Origin of the sequence: Vibrio sp. 10N (genome assembly GCF_036245475.1) — a bacterium.
GTDB lineage: Bacteria > Pseudomonadota > Gammaproteobacteria > Enterobacterales > Vibrionaceae > Vibrio.
Genome location: NZ_BTPM01000001.1, coordinates 248,218 through 264,795, shown reverse-complemented (window position 1 = coordinate 264,795; position 16,578 = coordinate 248,218). Strand labels below are relative to the sequence as shown.

The window sequence follows — 16,578 nt, the reverse complement described above, 5'->3', positions numbered from 1 at the left end:
CTTGCTTCCCTTTTCGCTATTTTCATCGATGGATTATTGGGGCTCATCACCATATTGGTTTTGACCATCGGTTCCTTTAAGGAAACCACACTCCACCAAAATCCAAGCACCACACGCTAACGCCACCAATGAAATCACACTTTGAACTAAGGAAGGCTGCGCAGCCGTCGCCGGATCCAGCGTAGGCAAACTCATGCGTCCAAAAACTAGCGGTACATTTAATAGCAGCCACCAGCTGGATTTATTACGGTCGTGCCAACGCTTGGCGGTAATCGCCAAATCAGGGATAAGCAGTACCACTAAGAGCACCGGCAATAAAAAGTGCACCACGTTTGGGAACAGATAATTCAATCCCTGAGCACACACCATGATGGCCAAGTAATAACAGACATTCCACATCCAGAACGTCTTACGACCAATGCGGCCATTAAAAGAAAACAGTAACGACTTTAACGACATCAAATCACTCTCATATTAATTAGTAATCTTTTGAAAGCAGGCTTTGTCCATATCACGAATGTTCACAGTCAAACTCTTGATATGGCTCGCCTGCTCTCTAAGTACTTCCATCAGCTTACGCGACAACTCGCGTTTTTGCTCATCCGTTCGTCCGGACAACAACTCAAAGCTGATATGCAAAAAATCTTCACTGTCCCCGTACTCGCCAATCAACCAGTTATGGCTGCGCAGTGAGCGAGACTTTACCGAGTCAGCATCAAACAGCCCACAGTTGAGTGTCACATGGTGCAGATCTTCCAATAGCCCTTGTACATTCAACCTTTCATCGGCTGTATTTGAATATTCCAAAACCAGATTCGGCATACGACTTCCTTTTTTTCGCCAATAACCGACAAGGTATAACAAGCCGCGAGTAAAATGCCGAGAAGTATTCTATTATTCTGTTTACTGGATCACTTGGGCAAGCCATTCTGGACAATTGTTAGGATATGATACCAAAGCGATAAAGAAATGACCCCAATCATGATCTACGTGAATTAATCTGTTATATTCTTTCGTAATCACGTTTATTTTTTACATTCGTTTATTACAAACACTGATTTTGGAGAAAATCTCATGCGTCAACCTGTAGTTATGGGTAACTGGAAACTCAACGGCAGCAAAGCAATGGTAACTGAGCTGCTAACTGGTCTAAACGCTGAACTTGAAGGCGTAACTGGTGTAGACGTGGCGGTAGCTCCACCAGCACTTTACATCGACCTAGCTGAGCGTGTTATCGCAGAAGGCGGCAACAAGATCATCCTTGGTGCACAAAACACTGACCTAAACAACAGCGGTGCTTTCACTGGCGACATGTCTCCAGAGATGCTAAAAGACTTTGGTGCAACTCACATCATCATCGGTCACTCTGAGCGTCGTGAATACCACAACGAATCAGACGAGTTCATCGCTAAGAAATTCGCATTCCTAAAAGAGAACGGCCTGAAGCCAGTTTTCTGTATCGGTGAATCTGAAGCTCAAAACGAAGCTGGCGAAACTGAAGCAGTATGTGCACGTCAAATCAACGCAGTAATCGACGCTTACGGTGTTGAAGCGCTAAACGACGCTATCATCGCATACGAGCCAATCTGGGCTATCGGTACTGGTAAAGCAGCAACTGCAGAAGACGCACAGCGTATCCACGCTTCTATCCGTGCTCTAATCGCAGCAAAAGACGAAGCAGTAGCTGAACAAGTAATCATCCAATACGGTGGTTCTGTTAAGCCAGAGAACGCAGAAGCTTACTTCTCACAACCAGACATCGACGGTGCTCTAGTTGGTGGCGCATCTCTAGACGCTAAGAGCTTCGCAGCAATCGCTAAAGCAGCGGCAGCAGCAAAAGCTAAGTAATCGAACCGATTACCAAGAGCCGGCTCCATTGAGCCGGCTTTTTTGTGTCTGCGTGCCTGCCACTTTACTGCGGGCAAACAAAAACCGCTGCCAAGGCAGCGGTTTTTCTATTCTCGAGAGAAGGCCGAATTAGAACAGCTCTTCTGCAACCTTGAATAGGTCAGTGCGAACTGGACGCTTCATGTTCTCGATAGCATCGATGATGTCGTGGTGAACCAGTTGCTCTTTCTGAATGCCCACACAACGGCCGCCGTGACCTTCTAGTAGTAGGTGAACCGCGTAGTTACCCATGCGAGAAGCTAGAACACGGTCGAATGCTGTTGGACGACCACCACGTTGGATGTGACCTAGTACTGTCGCGCGAGTTTCACGACCAGTCGCATCTTCGATCTCTTTCGCTAGTTCGTTCGCATCCATCATTAGCTCAGTAAGCGCGATGATCGCGTGCTTCTTACCTTTCGCAATACCGTCTTGGATGTTGCTGATCAGCTGGTCTTTGTTCAGACCTGTCTCTGGTGTGATGATGTACTCACAGCCGCCTGCAATTGCTGACATTAGGGTTAGGTCACCACAGTGACGACCCATGATCTCAACGATAGAGATACGTTGGTGTGAAGATGACGTATCACGTAGACGGTCAATCGCATCGATAACGGTGTTTAGTGCCGTTAGGTAACCAATTGTGTAATCAGTGCCAGCGATATCGTTATCGATAGTGCCTGGAAGACCGATACATGGGTAACCCATTTCAGTTAGCTTCTTCGCGCCCATGTAAGAGCCGTCACCACCAACAACAACCAATGCGTCGATGCCGTGCTTTTTCAGGTTCTCAATGGCTTTCTCACGAACTTCCACTTCTTTGAATTCTGGGAAGCGCGCAGAACCTAGGAATGTACCACCACGGTTGATCACATCAGAAACGCTTGAACGGTCAAGAGGCTTGATGCGGTCTTCGTACAGACCAAGATAGCCGTCGTATACACCGTACACTTCCAAACCCTCTGACAGAGCAGTACGTACCACGCCGCGTACAGCAGCATTCATACCCGGTGCGTCACCACCACTTGTCAAAACACCAATTTTCTTAATCATGCTCACCCTCGATTTGGCAATCTAATTTTAAATTTTAAGTATGACGCCCTCGACGGCGGCATACGGAAATCTTGTTATCGTTACACTGGGCTCAGTGTGTTCCCCAAAACATCACTGACGTAACTTTATTACTTATGTAAGAGTATTACAGTTTATACTGGCTCGAACGTTGATTCACATCAGAATCGCACTTTTTTATCACGCGCATTGATAATAGACAATGGAATTTAACATTGCCATTACCACAAAGCCGCTTATGACTGCGTTTTATCACTCACGCCCTGAGGCTCAAAAGTCCTGCTGTTTCTGTTTCGCCTCTTCGTGAAGCACCACAGAATAAGGGTCTTGGTGAATGATCACATCTGCACCAGGAAACGCCTTGATGACCTCTTCTTCCGCCATATCAGCAATACGATGCGCCTCTATCAATGGTAAATGATCATCCAACTCTAAGTGTAACTGAATGAAACGAACCGGGCCTGACATGCGCGTTCTCAACTGATGAACACCGATCACACCCTCAACGTCGTTACACACCTGGCGTATCACCACCAATTCTTCCTCTGGCAGTTGGCGATCAAGCAGCGATTGCACTGACTCATAGGCCATTTTTATCGCACTCACCAAAATAAACACACCAATACCAACCGCAAACACCGAGTCGGCTTGACCAATGCCATACCAACTCAGTCCCAGAGCCACCATGATCGCCACGTTCATGTATAAGTCAGTTTGATAATGCAGTGAATCGGCTGCAATCGCCTGACTGCCGGTTTTTCTGACCACGTACTTTTGAAACGCAACCAAACCTGATGTCATTACCAATGCAAACAAACTGACATAAATGCCTAATTCTGGCGATTGAAGTTCATGAGGCCGGAAGAAACGATCGATGCCGTTAAGAATAAGAAAACATGCGGAGCCAGTAATGAACATCGACTGCGCTAATGCGGCCAGCGATTCGGCCTTGCCATGTCCAAATGTATGCTCTTTATCCGCCGGTTGCAGCGAGTAGCGGACCACAATCAAGTTGATCAATGAGGCGGCAATATCCAGCAGAGAGTCTATGAGAGAGGCCAGCAAACTGACCGAGCCTGTCACCCACCAGGTGACAACTTTAGCAATTAATAGAATGGTCGCAACCGTGGTCGCCGCCCAAGCAGCCGTGGTCACTAATTTCGCGTAATTGTCCTTCATGCGCTAAGTGATAGTTCCTTGAAGATATTTCTGAACACAAAGCAAGTATACCGATAAATGATGACAAAAATAGAAAAAGCGACCAAAAATGGTCGCTTAATATCCGCTTTCGTTTTCATGGAGTCAGGGAGGCTAAGCCCATGAACACTGCATGTGGTGCTTACTCAGACGCACGTTTTTCTGCACGCTTCTCCATCTTCGACCAGCATTTTTCCATGCGCTCTTGAGACAGCTCTTTAAACTTCGCTTTCTGCTCTGGCGTTAAGATGCTCATCATTTCATGCTGTTTCTCAAGCATCTTCACGCGGCGCTCCGCTTGCTTCTCAACCATTTGCGTTGCTAATGCGTTAGCGGCATCGGCATCAAACGTATCGGCCAATACTAGGTCTTGCATTTGCTGTTGGTGAGCTTGCATTTCTGCTTTCTTAGCCGAGAAATCGCCGTCAAACTTCTGTTTCATTTGCGCTTTGGTCGATTCACGTAGCTGCTTCATCTGCTCTTTTTGTGCATCCGTTAGGTCTAGCTCGCGGAACATGCGTTTGCCATCAAAGCCGCCACACATACCTTCGCCACCTTTACCGTGATGACCGCCTTTGCCGCCACCGTATGCTAATACACTTGCAGAGCCAAGCGCGAGTGGAAGAACGGTTGCAGCGATAACCCATTTTTTTGAAAATTTCATAATCTTTACCCTTATGTGATTCATGCCATGGCTGCCTCTGCAGCGCTTGAGTATAGAATAGAAGCTGAGGCGTAAAGCAACGTACAGAGAGCGTAAAGAATCGTAAAGATCGCTTTTTTGAGCCACGAACGCTTTATTATTACAGGGTATAACAACACTGAGGTAGATCATGGCACATATCCTTCTTATCGATGACGACACCGAGCTAACTAGCCTTCTCAAAGACATCTTGAGCTATGAAGGCTTTGAGGTTTCCGAAGCCAACGATGGGTTTGCAGGCCTAGAGGCAATGAGCGAGGCGATTGATTTAGTCTTGATGGATGTGATGATGCCGCGCCTCAATGGTATGGATACGCTTAAGAAGCTACGCGAAAATTGGGATACTCCAGTATTGATGCTTACAGCAAAAGGTGAAGAGATAGACCGTGTTATCGGTCTGGAGCTTGGCGCCGATGACTATCTACCTAAGCCTTTTAGCGACCGAGAGCTGCTTGCCCGTATCAAAGCCATACTAAGGCGCACTAACGGCAAATCAGAATCAAGCGCATCCGATGGAGTGCGCTTTGACGACATTCAGGTGTTCCCTGCAAAACAAGAAGCCACCTGCCAAAGCCAGACACTCGATCTCACCACCACCGAATTTGCACTGCTGCACTACTTCGTTCAGCACCCTGGGGAGACGCTGACCAAAGAAGCGCTGAGTCTTGAAGTACTCGGCAAGCGCCTGTCAGCATTCGACCGAGCAGTGGATATGCACGTCTCGAACTTACGTAAGAAGCTGCCAGAAAAGAGCGATGGTAAGCCAAGAATTAAAACCTTGCGCGGTCGTGGCTACTTGCTGGTGAAGGAGTAAGCATGAAATTGCCAAAAATCAGCAGCCTCTACGGCCGAATTTTTGCGATCTTTTGGTTTACCATGTTGTTGGTACTGATTGCGGTGCTGGCACTACCCCATCTCGATCCTCGCGTTGCTAGAGAGGTCTCCAGCGAGACGCTCGGCCAAATCAGTGTCGCTCGTGACCGAATTGAGCGCCAATTTGCCAATGAGCCGAATCTTGGCCGCATCATCTATAAGCTCGATCAATCCGAGCGCATGCACAATAAAGATCGCAAGTCGAAAGGACCAAGCTTCTTCATTGTCGACAAGGCTGGCAACATCTTAAGTACCCAGAAACACGTCGACTTTAAAGAACGCATGCTTAAAAACTTCATTACCTCAGTCGATACGTTTGATAAGCCGATGCAAAAGCTTTACGGCCGCTACATGCTGGTCGGCCCTATGCCAATAAACCTCGCGAAGCAAGAGTTTGATCTCTACATCGGTATGCGCTGGAATCAACCTCCGCCGTTTTTACTCAGAATGTTTGATAAGCCATTCCAGCTATTGCTAGTGGTGATGGCGGTCAGCACACCGCTTCTGCTTTGGCTAGCGTGGGCATTGAGCCAACCAGCTCGCCGTCTAGAGCGCGCCGCCAAGCGTGTGGCTAAGGGAGAGTTCAACCCAGATCCGACTCTAGAAACTGGCACAACAGAGTTTAAGCAAGCAGGACAAAGTTTTAACCAAATGGTACTGGCGGTCAATCAAATGATTTCCGGTCAGCAAAGGCTGCTGTCAGACATCTCCCACGAGCTGCGCTCACCTCTCACAAGGCTTCGTATGGCGACAGGCCTCGCGACCCGTAAACAAGGTGAGAGCGCAGAGCTGACCCGCATTGATACCGAAGCCCAGCGCCTTGAGCAAATGATTGCTGAGCTATTGGAGCTGTCCCGGATGACCACCGACAGTCATATCACCCGCGAAAGTCAGCCAGCAAGCAGTCTTTGGGAAGAGATCTTTAGTGATGCTCAATTTGAAGCCGAGCAAGTGGGCAAAACATTGCACTTCTCAGCCATTCCAGAGCTCTCAATCGTTGGTAACCCTAAACTGCTCATGAGTGCGATTGAAAATATCGTGCGTAATGCGATCCGCTATGGTGAGTCAGAGATCAATATCGCGCTGTATCAACACGATGACATGCTACACATTGTTGTCGAAGATGATGGTCCTGGGGTACCCGACGATGAGCTTGACGATATCTTTAGACCGTTTTATCGCGTCTCCACCGCTCGCGATCGCGACTCCGGAGGGACAGGATTAGGACTGGCAATCACGCAAAGCGCGATTCTTCAACATCGCGGTCAAATCATGGCGTCACGCAGTGAGTTAGGCGGTCTGAAAATGCACGTAGAGCTGCCACTATAAATCGGGCAACGAAGCGATATTGATTCTACACTCTTTGTGGTAGCCTTCCGGCTCATGCTCAACACAATAAGAGAATCAAGCAGATGAAGATCTTCAGCAATTTCGAAAGTGGCAACATTGAAGTTGTCAGCATTGAAAATAAAGACGATATCCAGCTAAAGATACAAAACGACCATCAGTCTGAGTTTTATCAGTGGTTTCATTTCCGCCTAGAAACTCAGGCTGAACAATCCCACACCATCAAGATCCTTGATTTGGCTAAGTCAGCCTACCCTGAAGGTTGGAAAGGCTATGATGTGGTCGCGTCTTACGACCGCGAAGAATGGTTCCGTATTCCATCTGAGTTCGATGGCGATACGCTGAGCTTCAACGTGCTGCCTGAGCGCGGCTCCATGTATTTCGCTTACTTCGCACCTTACTCCTATGACCGCCATCTCGATCTCTTGCACATGGCGCAAACTGAACATCACTGCACGCTCGAGACCCTAGGCCACACATTAGACAACAACGACATGTCACTGCTAACTTTTGGCGAGCCAGAAGAAGGTAAAAAGAACATTTGGGTGATTGCTCGTCAGCACCCAGGTGAGACCATGGCAGAGTGGTTTATGGAAGGTCTGATCCAGCGCCTTGTCGATGAGACTGACACCACAGCGCAAGCGCTGCTCGAAAAAGCCGTACTTTACGTGGTACCAAACATGAACCCGGATGGCGCAAACCGCGGCCACCTGCGCACTAACGCGGTGGGTGTAAACCTAAACCGTGAGTGGCAAACGCCTTCTATGGAGAAAAGCCCAGAGGTGTTCCTAGTACGCGAGAAAATGCTGCAAACCGGCGTCGACATGTTCTTGGACATTCATGGTGATGAAGCGATCCCGTACAACTTTGCCGCTGGCTCTGAAGGTATCCCTTCTTACGATGAAAGGCACGCTGGACTTGAGAATGCGTTCAAACAAGCGCTACTCACCATTACTCCAGAGTTCCAAGACGACTATGGCTACGACAAAGACGAGCCAGGTAAGGCAAATCTAACCGTCGGCTCAAACTGGGTTGCTGAGCAGTTCCGCTGCTTGTCATACACCATTGAGATGCCATTCAAAGACAACAACAACTATCCAGATCCTTTGTATGGTTGGTCGCCAGAGCGCAGTATTAAGTTTGGTCATGATATGGTGGCGGCGACGCTGGCTGTGACGGATAAACTTTAAAATCATTACAGCGTGCGCCCTTGCGTGCGCTGTAATCCTCTCCCCATCGCTTTACAGCCTACTTCAGGTATACTCATCCCATTGTTTAGTATGAGTCGACTGCCACTATGTTTGATATCGCCCTCTACGAGCCAGAAATTGCTCCAAACACCGGAAACATCATCCGTCTTTGTGCCAACTGCGGTGCAAACCTACACCTTATTGAACCGCTTGGTTTTGATTTAGAAGAGAAGAAAGTGCGACGTGCAGGTCTCGACTATCACGATCTTGCACGCGTAAAACGCCACAAAGACTACGCGGCGTTTCTTGCTTACTTAGAAGAAAACAATCCGAACTATCGCTTGTTTGCTTGCACCACAAAAACCACCGGCCACCATACCGATGCGAAGTACCAGCAAGGTGATGTGTTGTTGTTTGGTCCAGAAACTCGTGGCTTACCGGCAGAAGTGATTGAAAGCCTTCCAATGGAGCAACGCATTCGCATACCTATGATGCCAGATGCGCGCAGTCTAAACCTATCCAATGCGGTGGCGATTATTGCCTATGAAGCGTGGCGCCAGTTTGGTTTTGAAGGGGCGGTATAAGCCCTTTTTAGCGAAAGCGTTAACCCAAGCCTGAACGTCAGGCAATAAAAAACCCAGCCGAAGCTGGGTTTTCAATACTTACAAGCAGAAACTTATCAATTACTTGATTTTAGCTTCTTTGTACATAACGTGTTGGCGAACAACTGGATCAAACTTTTTGATCTCAAATTTGCCTGGCATGTTACGCTTGTTCTTGTCAGTTGTGTAGAAGTGACCAGTACCTGCAGAAGATACTAGACGAATTTTCTCACGAATGCCTTTAGCCATTGCTTAATTCCTCTTATACGTTCTCGCCACGAGCGCGAATATCAACAAGAACAGCATCGATGCCTTTCTTATCAATAATACGCATACCCTTAGCGGTTAGACGTAGTTTAACAAAGCGTTTTTCGCTTTCTACCCAGAAACGATGAGTTTGTAGGTTCGGCAGAAAACGACGCTTGGTAGCATTTCGTGCGTGTGAACGGTTGTTACCCGTTACAGGACGCTTACCAGTTACTTGGCATACTCGGGACATGAATGTCTTCTCCAAATCGTTTCAGCTCGATATCAACCTTGGTGGCCGAACCTCAATTATAAGAGGCCATAACCATTATGGAATACCCATACAAGGCTATCAAAGGTCGCGCATTATACTAACTTGACATGCATTGCTCAAGACCCGAACAGATCCTTTTTTAAGGATTTGCTGATCTTTTTCACTTTGAGCTGATGTTGGTTGATAATTTAGTGCGCGAATCATAGCAGAAAATCACCAAAACAAAAGCTCTGTATCACAGTTATTACAATAAAAAACGCTTTCTACTGTTTAAAAGGCTAAATCCAGCCTCTTTCGGCAAACGAGACCACTTCCCCATCGCCAATCACAAAATGGTCGAGCACGCGAATATCGACCAGTCCGAGTGCATCACTCAATCTTCTGGTGATCCTTCTGTCGGCCTGACTCGGCTCAGCAATCCCCGATGGATGGTTATGCGCCAGTATTAGCGCCGCCGAGTTATGCTCTAACGCCCGCTTAACGACTTCTCTTGGGTATACAGAGGCCGCGTCTATGGTGCCTTCAAACATCACTTCATCGGCAATCACCCGATTCTGGTTATCCAAAAACAATATATAGAAGGCTTCGCGCTGGCGATCGCGCAGTATCGACATTAAATAATGCTTGGTGTGCTCAGGGCTATTTAGGCTGTCACCTCGTTGCAAGGTCTCCGATAGATAGCGCTGGCTCATTTCCAGTACCGCTTGAAGCTGCACATACTTGGCGACACCAAGCCCTTTATGCCGACAAAACTCTTCATTCGAAGCCGAGAACAGCGCTCGCAATGAACCAAACTCGGCCAGCAGCCCATCAGCAAGCTGAATCACGTTCTTACCTTTTATCCCGGTCCGTAAAAATATTGCCAGTAGCTCAGCATCGGAAAGCGCGTGGCTGCCGCGGCTAAGTAACTTTTCTCTCGGCATCGAGTCTTTTGGGAGCTGATGTAATGTCATAGCTATATAGAGGGGAAATTAAACATTAGGGCAGTTATGACGCATAACATCATAAGCTGCAGTGCACGGATGACACGCTGCGAGCCTAGACGTGACTTTATGTAACTGTTCAGTTTATCAGTGAGGGGGCATTGTAAAGATGGGGAAAACTTGTGCCAGTGGTACGACAGTAGCGGCGGAGCAAGGCTTTTGCTATCTTAGCCGCAGAAAATTGTAAGGAGCAAGCTATGCAAACTTTAGCGGGTAAGAAAATACTGCTTGGTATCAGCGGTGGTATCGCTGCCTATAAATGTGCCGAACTCACTCGACGTTTAATCGAGCGCGGTGCCGAGGTGCAAGTAGTGATGACCAAAGCAGCGAAAGAGTTTATCACACCACTCACCATGCAGGCCGTATCAGGCCGACCCGTGTCTGATAGCTTACTCGACCCAGCAGCAGAAGCCTCAATGGGTCATATTGAACTCGCGAAGTGGGCGGATTTGGTGCTACTTGCTCCTGCTACTGCCGATCTCATTGGTCGTATGGCTGCCGGGATGGGCAATGATTTGTTGACCACTCTAGTGCTGGCAACTGACGCCCCGATTGCGGTGTCTCCTGCTATGAATCAGCAAATGTATCGTAATGTCGCCACTCAAGAGAACATCGCCACACTTTCACGTCGTGGCATGATGGTATGGGGCCCTGCAGCAGGCGAACAAGCTTGTGGCGATGTTGGTCCGGGTCGCATGCTAGAGCCGATGCAGCTGGTTGAGCGTTGTGAACAGTTCTTTGGTCCTAAACCTTTGGTCGGTAAATCAGTAGTGATTACCGCAGGTCCGACACGTGAGGCCATTGATCCGGTACGCTATATCTCGAACCACAGCTCGGGGAAAATGGGCTTTGCTCTTGCTGAGGCTGCCAGCCAGTTAGGCGCTGAGGTCACGCTAATTGCAGGTCCTGTTGCACTGGCAACACCGGCCAATGTTACACGCATTGATGTCATCAGTGCCGAGCAAATGCATCAAGCGTCTCTCAAAGCAGCCATCACAAACGATATCTTTATCGGTTGTGCCGCGGTGGCAGACTACCGCCCAGCGGATGTCGCCAGTCAAAAAATCAAGAAGACCGCCGACAATGATGACATGCAGATCGCTATGGTGAAGAACCCAGATATCATTGCCGATGTCGCCGCCCTCACCTCATCACGTCCATATACGGTCGGTTTCGCTGCAGAAACGCAAGATGTCGAAACGTACGCACTCGATAAGCTTTCTCGTAAGAATCTGGACATGATTTGTGCAAATGATGTGTCTGTCGATGGCCAAGGCTTTAACAGTGATTCAAATGCGATTACCGTGTACTGGCAAGATGGAAAGCAAGCGCTTGGTAGTGCAAAGAAAACCGAGTTAGGCCGTGCCATTCTCGAGAGTATCGCTGCTAAGTTAGTCAGCGCTTAGTCTTCACAGATCATGCGCGGTGTGAGCATCGCGCAATGTCTTACCCTCTGCTCGCCCACCTTGCGAGATAGATTGTTACACACTTCAACCATTTAGCACGTTGAACTGTGTGGATAAAACGCGCTTAGGTACACTAACAGATTCACTTATGGGCGTTATCGTGCTGATTTCGGCATGCAGTAATCAAAAGGAATAGGATTTATGTCCGCTACGAGAAAGTCGAACCGAAAAGAGGAGATCCTTCAGGCCCTTGCTCAGATGCTAGAGTCCAACGAAGGTACGTCTCGCATTACGACCGCGAAACTTGCTAAGCAAGTGGGTGTGTCTGAAGCGGCGCTCTATCGTCATTTTCCAAGCAAAGCGCGAATGTTTGAAGGACTGATTGAGTTCATCGAAGAGTCGCTCATGTCTCGCATCAACCGCATCTTAGATGAAGAGAAAGACACCCTGACCCGCATTCGCATGGTGTTGCAATTGATTCTGGCGTTTTCTGAGCGTAATCCAGGTTTGAGTCGCATTCTTTCTGGTCATGCTCTAATGTTTGAGAATGAACGATTACGTGACCGAATTAATCAGCTGTATGAAAGAATTGAGACATCTCTGCGTCAAATTCTGCGCGAGCGCAAAATTCGTGAAGGAAAAAGCTTTCCAGTCGATGAGAAGATCCTCGCCGCACAGCTACTCGGTCAAGTTGAAGGCAGCTTAAACCGCTTTGTTCGTTCTGATTTCAAATACACACCCACGTCCACCTTTGACGAGTACTGGGCGCTGCTAAAATTACAACTGCAATAACGCTAATGAAAACTGATAAAAAACCGGACTTCACGCTTTCGCTGCTGCATCCTAAGCACTGGGGCGTATGGATAGGCTTTGGCCTGTTGGCGCTGATCGTCAACCTATTGCCTTATGCTCTGCTGTTCAAATTGGGTCGTGGCCTGGGTAAATTTGCCATGCGATTTGGTGGCAAACGCGCCCAAATCGCTCGCCGTAATCTCGAGCTCGCGTTTCCAGAAAAAAGCTCGCAAGAGATCGACGCCTTTGTTGAAGAGAACTTCAAGAACTCAGGTATGGCACTGATCGAGACTGGCATTACTTGGTTCTGGCCAACCTGGCGCTTTAAGCGCATTCTAGTCGAGAAAGACATCAGCGCACTTAAGCAGCATGAAGCCAACAACAAAGGCGTACTTCTGTGCTGCGTGCACGCACTTAATCTTGAGATCACTGCACGCGCTTTTGCTGTACTGGGGCTCCCAGGATACGGCGCCTATCGTCCGCACAGTAATCCTGCTTACGAGTTCATCCAATACCGCGGTCGTACTCGCAACGGCAACAAACTGATTTATCGTACCGATTTAAAATCGATGATCCGCGTCATGCGCCAAGGTCACCGCTTGTTCTATCTTCCCGATCAAGATTATGGTCACAATAAGTCGGTATTTGTACCTTTCTTCGCCGTAGAAGAAGCCTGTACGACTACGGGCACAAGTATTTTGGCTTACACCAGTAAGTGTGCGATCGTACCTGGCTCCGGGTTTAGAAACGCCGAGGGTAAGTACGAGATCATGGCCGACATCTCTATCGAAGATGAGTACCCAAAGAAAGACGAAGTGGCCGCTGCGGCGTTAATGAATCAGTACGTTGAAAAGATCATTCTGCGTGCACCTGAACAATGGCTATGGATGCACAAGCGATTTAAGTCCGTCCCTGATGAAACCAAAACCAACTCTCGCTATCTATAACGAGCAGGCATTATGAGCAATCAACAACACATCGACAAAAACCTCTACGATCCTCGCTTTCAATGGGCGTTTTTGCACCCTAAGCATTGGGGGACATGGCTGGGCATCCTACTCGCGGTATTCTTAGCTTTTGTTCCACCTAAACCTCGTGATCGTTTTGCACGTTATATCTCTGGGCTCATTGTTGGCAAAAATGGCCGCGTCGTCAGACGTACCCGCTTAAACTTGGAAAAATGCTTTCCAGAGAAATCTGAGCAAGAGATCCAACATATCGTTGAAGAGACCTTTGCTAAAGCGGGCCAATACCTACTGGGTTACTCTGAGTTTTTGGTGCGCTCTACCAAGCACAATCAAAATCGCGGTGTGATGATTGGCGAAGAAAACCTAATGCCGCTATTGGATGCGGGTGAGAACGTGATCATTTTAGCGCCACACGCATGGGCCGTGGACTACCCTGCCGTGATGCTGGCTGCTCAAGGCCATAAAGTCGCGACCATCATGAAGCCACAAAACAATCCCATTGGTGACTGGCTAATGCACGTTCAGCGCATGCAATATGGCGGGCGTATTTTTGCCCGTAGTGCCGGGGTAAAACCATTTGTTCGCTCGATTAAAGACGGTTATATCGGTTACTGGCTACCAGATGAAGATCATGGTCCACAAAACTCAGTGTTTGTGCCTTTCTTTGCGGCTGAGAAAGCAACGCTAAAAGGGTTTGGTAAAATGTCTCGCTTGTCTCGCGCCAAAGTGGTGCCTGTACTGCCTGCGTACAACGATCAAACCAGTAAATACGAAGTGCACATTCTACCCGCGATCGAGAACTTCCCTACTGGCGATGAAGAGCAAGATGCACGCGCAATGAACGCCGCGATTGAAGAGCTGCTGCGTGACAAGCCTGAACAATACATGTGGAACTTGTATCTGCTTGAAACCCAGCGTGATGGTAAACGTATTTACGACAACATCTAGCGATGGCTTATGGTCAGCCTTCCAAAAAGATAAATGACAACCATGAAAAAAGCGCTTGCCTCGGCAAGCGCTTTTTTGTCCATTCAATATTAAGCGTCGCTACTTCTGGCAAACATCACAAAAGAAGGTGTTTCGCTGACCTATTTTCATCTCTTTGATCGGCTCACCACAGCTGTGACAAGGTTGTTTAGCTCGTCCATACACGTGTAGCTCTTGGGCGAAATAGCCGGGCTTACCATCCGTTTGCGAAAAGTCTTTTAGCGTGGTTCCACCTTGAGTGATCGCTTGTGCCAGCACCTGTTTGATTTCTGTCACCAGTATTTGCCACTGATTTTTCGTCAGTTTATGAGTCGGTGTCGTGGGTAGAATGCCTGCGCTAAATAGCGACTCACAGGCGTAGATGTTCCCCACCCCAACCACATTGGCGTTATTCATAATGAACGTCTTAACCGCAACCCGTTTATTCTTCGCACGTGAACGCATCCAATCGGCATTAAATTCGTCCGTAAGAGGTTCTGGGCCACAGTTGTCCAAAAGCTCATGAGACTCTCCCGGCGCACACCACAACCACGCTCCAAAGCGGCGCGGATCGTTGTAGCGCATAACCTTACCGTTGTTAAGCACCAGATCCACATGATCATGCTTTTCGGCAGGTGGTGGGTTTTCTAGTACGCGCAAACTCCCAGACATCCCCAAGTGCACAATCGCCGTTCCCTTCGGTGTTTCCAGTAATAGGTATTTGGCTCGCCTACGAATAGCTATGATCGGTTGACCGTGAAGATCGTGAATTTCTTCGGGGATCCACCAACGCAGTTGACGCTGACGCACCACGATTTTTTCAATGGTTTGCTCGAGTAGATGCGGACTGATGCCGAGGCGAGAGACTTCAACTTCTGGTAATTCTGGCATGATTTATACGCTTAACGGATCATTGGTTGAGTGAAACATAAAAGGGGGGACGCTTACCGTGTACCCTCTGGCATCAATTGGCTGTCATCAAAGCTAACCGCTACCCATTGTCCATCATAGGTACTGAGCAGCCAAAACTGCTCAAGGGGGTAGGCCGTAATACGTTGCGGCTCTTCGAGATCGTGATACCAGACTTCTATTGTCATCGGATGTTCAAAAGCGGGCTTTAGCTTTTGATAAGTATCGCTGTCTACTGGTGTGCCTTGCATTGTTTTCCAGCGCGCTACCACGCGGTCCGCATCTTGCTCCCACTTATCGGGAATCGCACGCCAGGTATCCCCTTGCTGATAAAACTGGATCCCTGCGTAATTGATTTCTATTGGCTCGGCACTAGGGTCAAGCACCAAGCCTTCACTCGCCTGCGCCGCTGGATCGAGCAAATACTGTTTTATCAGCGTTGGCGCAGCCATCATCAGCATGAAAAATGCAATGCCGATGATAAGCACATTGTTCCAGCTGCGCCGCGACAGCTTGATGCGGTTAAATATCATTAGTTGAGCTTGTTACGGTCGTCATCGTCTTTGCGTTCAAACTCACCTTCAAAAGTATTGCCATCGCGCTGATGATCTTGATGGGAATTAAACGGCCCTTGCTGGAAGTCCCCTTGATGAAAACCACCCTGATGGAAACCTCCAGACATGCTTTTCACCACCACTTTACTCATCAGATATTTGGCAATCGCCGCTCGCGGTGCTGGCAGCAGTACTAACATACCCATCGCATCGGTCATAAAGCCCGGCGTAAGTAGCAGCACGCCCGAGACCGCCAACATCACACCTTCAACAATTTGTTGCGCAGGCATTTCGCCTTGTTGCAGTTTCGACTGTACTGACATCAGTGTTTGCAGGCCCTGGCTACGAACCAGAGAAGCACCAACCACCGCCGTCAATAGCACTAAGCCTATCGTGGGCCATAAGCCTAAAAAGCCGCCTACTTGAATAAACAGTCCAATCTCGATGATGGGAACAAAAATAAATAGTAATAACAGTATCGGAAACACACGCTCCTCCTTGGTTTGCTGTCAGTTTACGCCTACCCTTATCTAAACCACAAATAAATTACTCAGATTCAAGCGCGAATCGCACAAAATGAGTTTTGCAAAACATAAATACACTCAGTAAT

At 48.2% G+C, this 16,578-nt stretch carries 20 protein-coding genes; 9 read left to right on the top strand and 11 right to left on the bottom strand.

Features of this window, described 5'->3' with window-relative positions:
• Positions 1-33 precede the first annotated feature (33 nt).
• On the bottom strand, positions 34-459 hold the full coding sequence (locus AAA946_RS01255) for a DUF805 domain-containing protein (protein WP_338163334.1): 426 nt from the start codon (positions 457-459) through the stop codon (positions 34-36).
• Positions 460-474: 15 nt separating this feature from the next.
• On the bottom strand, positions 475-822 hold the full coding sequence (locus AAA946_RS01250; protein ID WP_338163333.1) for a 5-carboxymethyl-2-hydroxymuconate Delta-isomerase: 348 nt from the start codon (positions 820-822) through the stop codon (positions 475-477).
• 252 nt (positions 823-1,074) lie between these two features.
• Here AAA946_RS01250 and tpiA point away from each other — a divergent pair, with 252 nt between their 5' ends.
• Positions 1,075-1,848: a triose-phosphate isomerase gene (gene tpiA, locus AAA946_RS01245; protein WP_042502217.1), complete on the top strand. Its 774-nt coding sequence runs from the start codon at positions 1,075-1,077 to the stop codon at positions 1,846-1,848.
• A 129-nt stretch (positions 1,849-1,977) separates the two neighbouring features.
• Here tpiA and pfkA read toward each other — a convergent pair whose 3' ends face one another.
• The 3 genes from pfkA to AAA946_RS01230 all read right to left on the bottom strand — a co-directional run bounded on the left by pfkA (position 1,978) and on the right by AAA946_RS01230 (position 4,819).
• On the bottom strand, positions 1,978-2,940 hold the full coding sequence (gene pfkA / locus AAA946_RS01240) for a 6-phosphofructokinase (protein ID WP_338163332.1): 963 nt from the start codon (positions 2,938-2,940) through the stop codon (positions 1,978-1,980).
• 288 nt (positions 2,941-3,228) lie between these two features.
• Positions 3,229-4,137 (bottom strand): CDF family cation-efflux transporter FieF, encoded by a 909-nt coding sequence (gene fieF / locus AAA946_RS01235; protein ID WP_338163331.1) that lies wholly within the window; start codon positions 4,135-4,137, stop codon positions 3,229-3,231.
• Between the two features lie 160 nt (positions 4,138-4,297).
• Positions 4,298-4,819, bottom strand: coding sequence for a CpxP family protein (locus tag AAA946_RS01230; protein ID WP_338163330.1), 522 nt, complete (start codon positions 4,817-4,819; stop codon positions 4,298-4,300).
• A 169-nt stretch (positions 4,820-4,988) separates the two neighbouring features.
• Between AAA946_RS01230 and AAA946_RS01225 the strand changes: the two genes are divergently transcribed.
• The 4 genes from AAA946_RS01225 to trmL all read left to right on the top strand — a co-directional run bounded on the left by AAA946_RS01225 (position 4,989) and on the right by trmL (position 8,852).
• The gene (locus AAA946_RS01225; RefSeq protein WP_338163329.1) at positions 4,989-5,672 is read left to right on the top strand and encodes a response regulator; all 684 of its coding nucleotides are present in this window, start codon (positions 4,989-4,991) and stop codon (positions 5,670-5,672) included.
• A gap of 2 nt (positions 5,673-5,674) precedes the next feature.
• Positions 5,675-7,060 (top strand): envelope stress sensor histidine kinase CpxA, encoded by a 1,386-nt coding sequence (cpxA, locus tag AAA946_RS01220; protein ID WP_338163328.1) that lies wholly within the window; start codon positions 5,675-5,677, stop codon positions 7,058-7,060.
• 83 nt (positions 7,061-7,143) lie between these two features.
• Complete coding sequence (locus AAA946_RS01215; RefSeq protein ID WP_338163327.1) at positions 7,144-8,268, top strand: M14 family metallopeptidase; 1,125 nt, start codon at positions 7,144-7,146, stop codon at positions 8,266-8,268.
• 107 nt (positions 8,269-8,375) lie between these two features.
• Entirely contained in the window at positions 8,376-8,852 is a 477-nt protein-coding gene (gene trmL, locus AAA946_RS01210) for a tRNA (uridine(34)/cytosine(34)/5-carboxymethylaminomethyluridine(34)-2'-O)-methyltransferase TrmL (RefSeq protein WP_042502212.1), read from the top strand.
• 99 nt (positions 8,853-8,951) lie between these two features.
• Here the strand turns inward: trmL and rpmG are convergent, their stop codons facing one another.
• The 3 genes from rpmG to radC form a co-directional block, all read right to left on the bottom strand.
• Positions 8,952-9,119, bottom strand: a complete 168-nt coding sequence (gene rpmG, locus AAA946_RS01205; RefSeq protein WP_002535344.1) for a 50S ribosomal protein L33 — start codon at positions 9,117-9,119, stop codon at positions 8,952-8,954.
• 13 nt (positions 9,120-9,132) lie between these two features.
• Positions 9,133-9,369: a 50S ribosomal protein L28 gene (rpmB, locus tag AAA946_RS01200; RefSeq protein ID WP_004728407.1), complete on the bottom strand. Its 237-nt coding sequence runs from the start codon at positions 9,367-9,369 to the stop codon at positions 9,133-9,135.
• Between the two features lie 299 nt (positions 9,370-9,668).
• On the bottom strand, positions 9,669-10,343 hold the full coding sequence (gene radC, locus AAA946_RS01195) for a RadC family protein (protein WP_338163326.1): 675 nt from the start codon (positions 10,341-10,343) through the stop codon (positions 9,669-9,671).
• Between the two features lie 227 nt (positions 10,344-10,570).
• On the opposite strand from radC, the gene coaBC reads away from it, so the two are divergent.
• The 4 genes from coaBC to lpxM all read left to right on the top strand — a co-directional run bounded on the left by coaBC (position 10,571) and on the right by lpxM (position 14,487).
• Positions 10,571-11,779: a bifunctional phosphopantothenoylcysteine decarboxylase/phosphopantothenate--cysteine ligase CoaBC gene (gene coaBC, locus AAA946_RS01190; RefSeq protein WP_338163325.1), complete on the top strand. Its 1,209-nt coding sequence runs from the start codon at positions 10,571-10,573 to the stop codon at positions 11,777-11,779.
• Positions 11,780-11,980: 201 nt separating this feature from the next.
• Positions 11,981-12,571, top strand: coding sequence for a nucleoid occlusion factor SlmA (slmA, locus tag AAA946_RS01185; RefSeq protein ID WP_338163324.1), 591 nt, complete (start codon positions 11,981-11,983; stop codon positions 12,569-12,571).
• 5 nt (positions 12,572-12,576) lie between these two features.
• A complete protein-coding gene (locus AAA946_RS01180; protein ID WP_338163323.1) occupies positions 12,577-13,518 on the top strand; it encodes a Kdo(2)-lipid IV(A) acyltransferase in 942 nt (313 codons plus the stop codon).
• 12 nt (positions 13,519-13,530) lie between these two features.
• Entirely contained in the window at positions 13,531-14,487 is a 957-nt protein-coding gene (lpxM, locus tag AAA946_RS01175; RefSeq protein WP_338163322.1) for a lauroyl-Kdo(2)-lipid IV(A) myristoyltransferase, read from the top strand.
• 99 nt (positions 14,488-14,586) lie between these two features.
• On the opposite strand, the gene mutM is transcribed toward lpxM, so the two are convergent.
• The 3 genes from mutM to AAA946_RS01160 are packed head-to-tail and all read right to left on the bottom strand — an operon-like array spanning position 14,587 to position 16,456.
• On the bottom strand, positions 14,587-15,396 hold the full coding sequence (gene mutM, locus AAA946_RS01170; RefSeq protein WP_338163321.1) for a bifunctional DNA-formamidopyrimidine glycosylase/DNA-(apurinic or apyrimidinic site) lyase: 810 nt from the start codon (positions 15,394-15,396) through the stop codon (positions 14,587-14,589).
• A gap of 53 nt (positions 15,397-15,449) precedes the next feature.
• Complete coding sequence (locus AAA946_RS01165; protein ID WP_338163320.1) at positions 15,450-15,947, bottom strand: hypothetical protein; 498 nt, start codon at positions 15,945-15,947, stop codon at positions 15,450-15,452.
• Positions 15,947-16,456, bottom strand: coding sequence for an FxsA family protein (locus AAA946_RS01160; protein WP_338163319.1), 510 nt, complete (start codon positions 16,454-16,456; stop codon positions 15,947-15,949). The genes AAA946_RS01165 and AAA946_RS01160 overlap by 1 nt, the downstream gene beginning before the upstream one ends.
• Positions 16,457-16,578 lie beyond the last annotated feature (122 nt).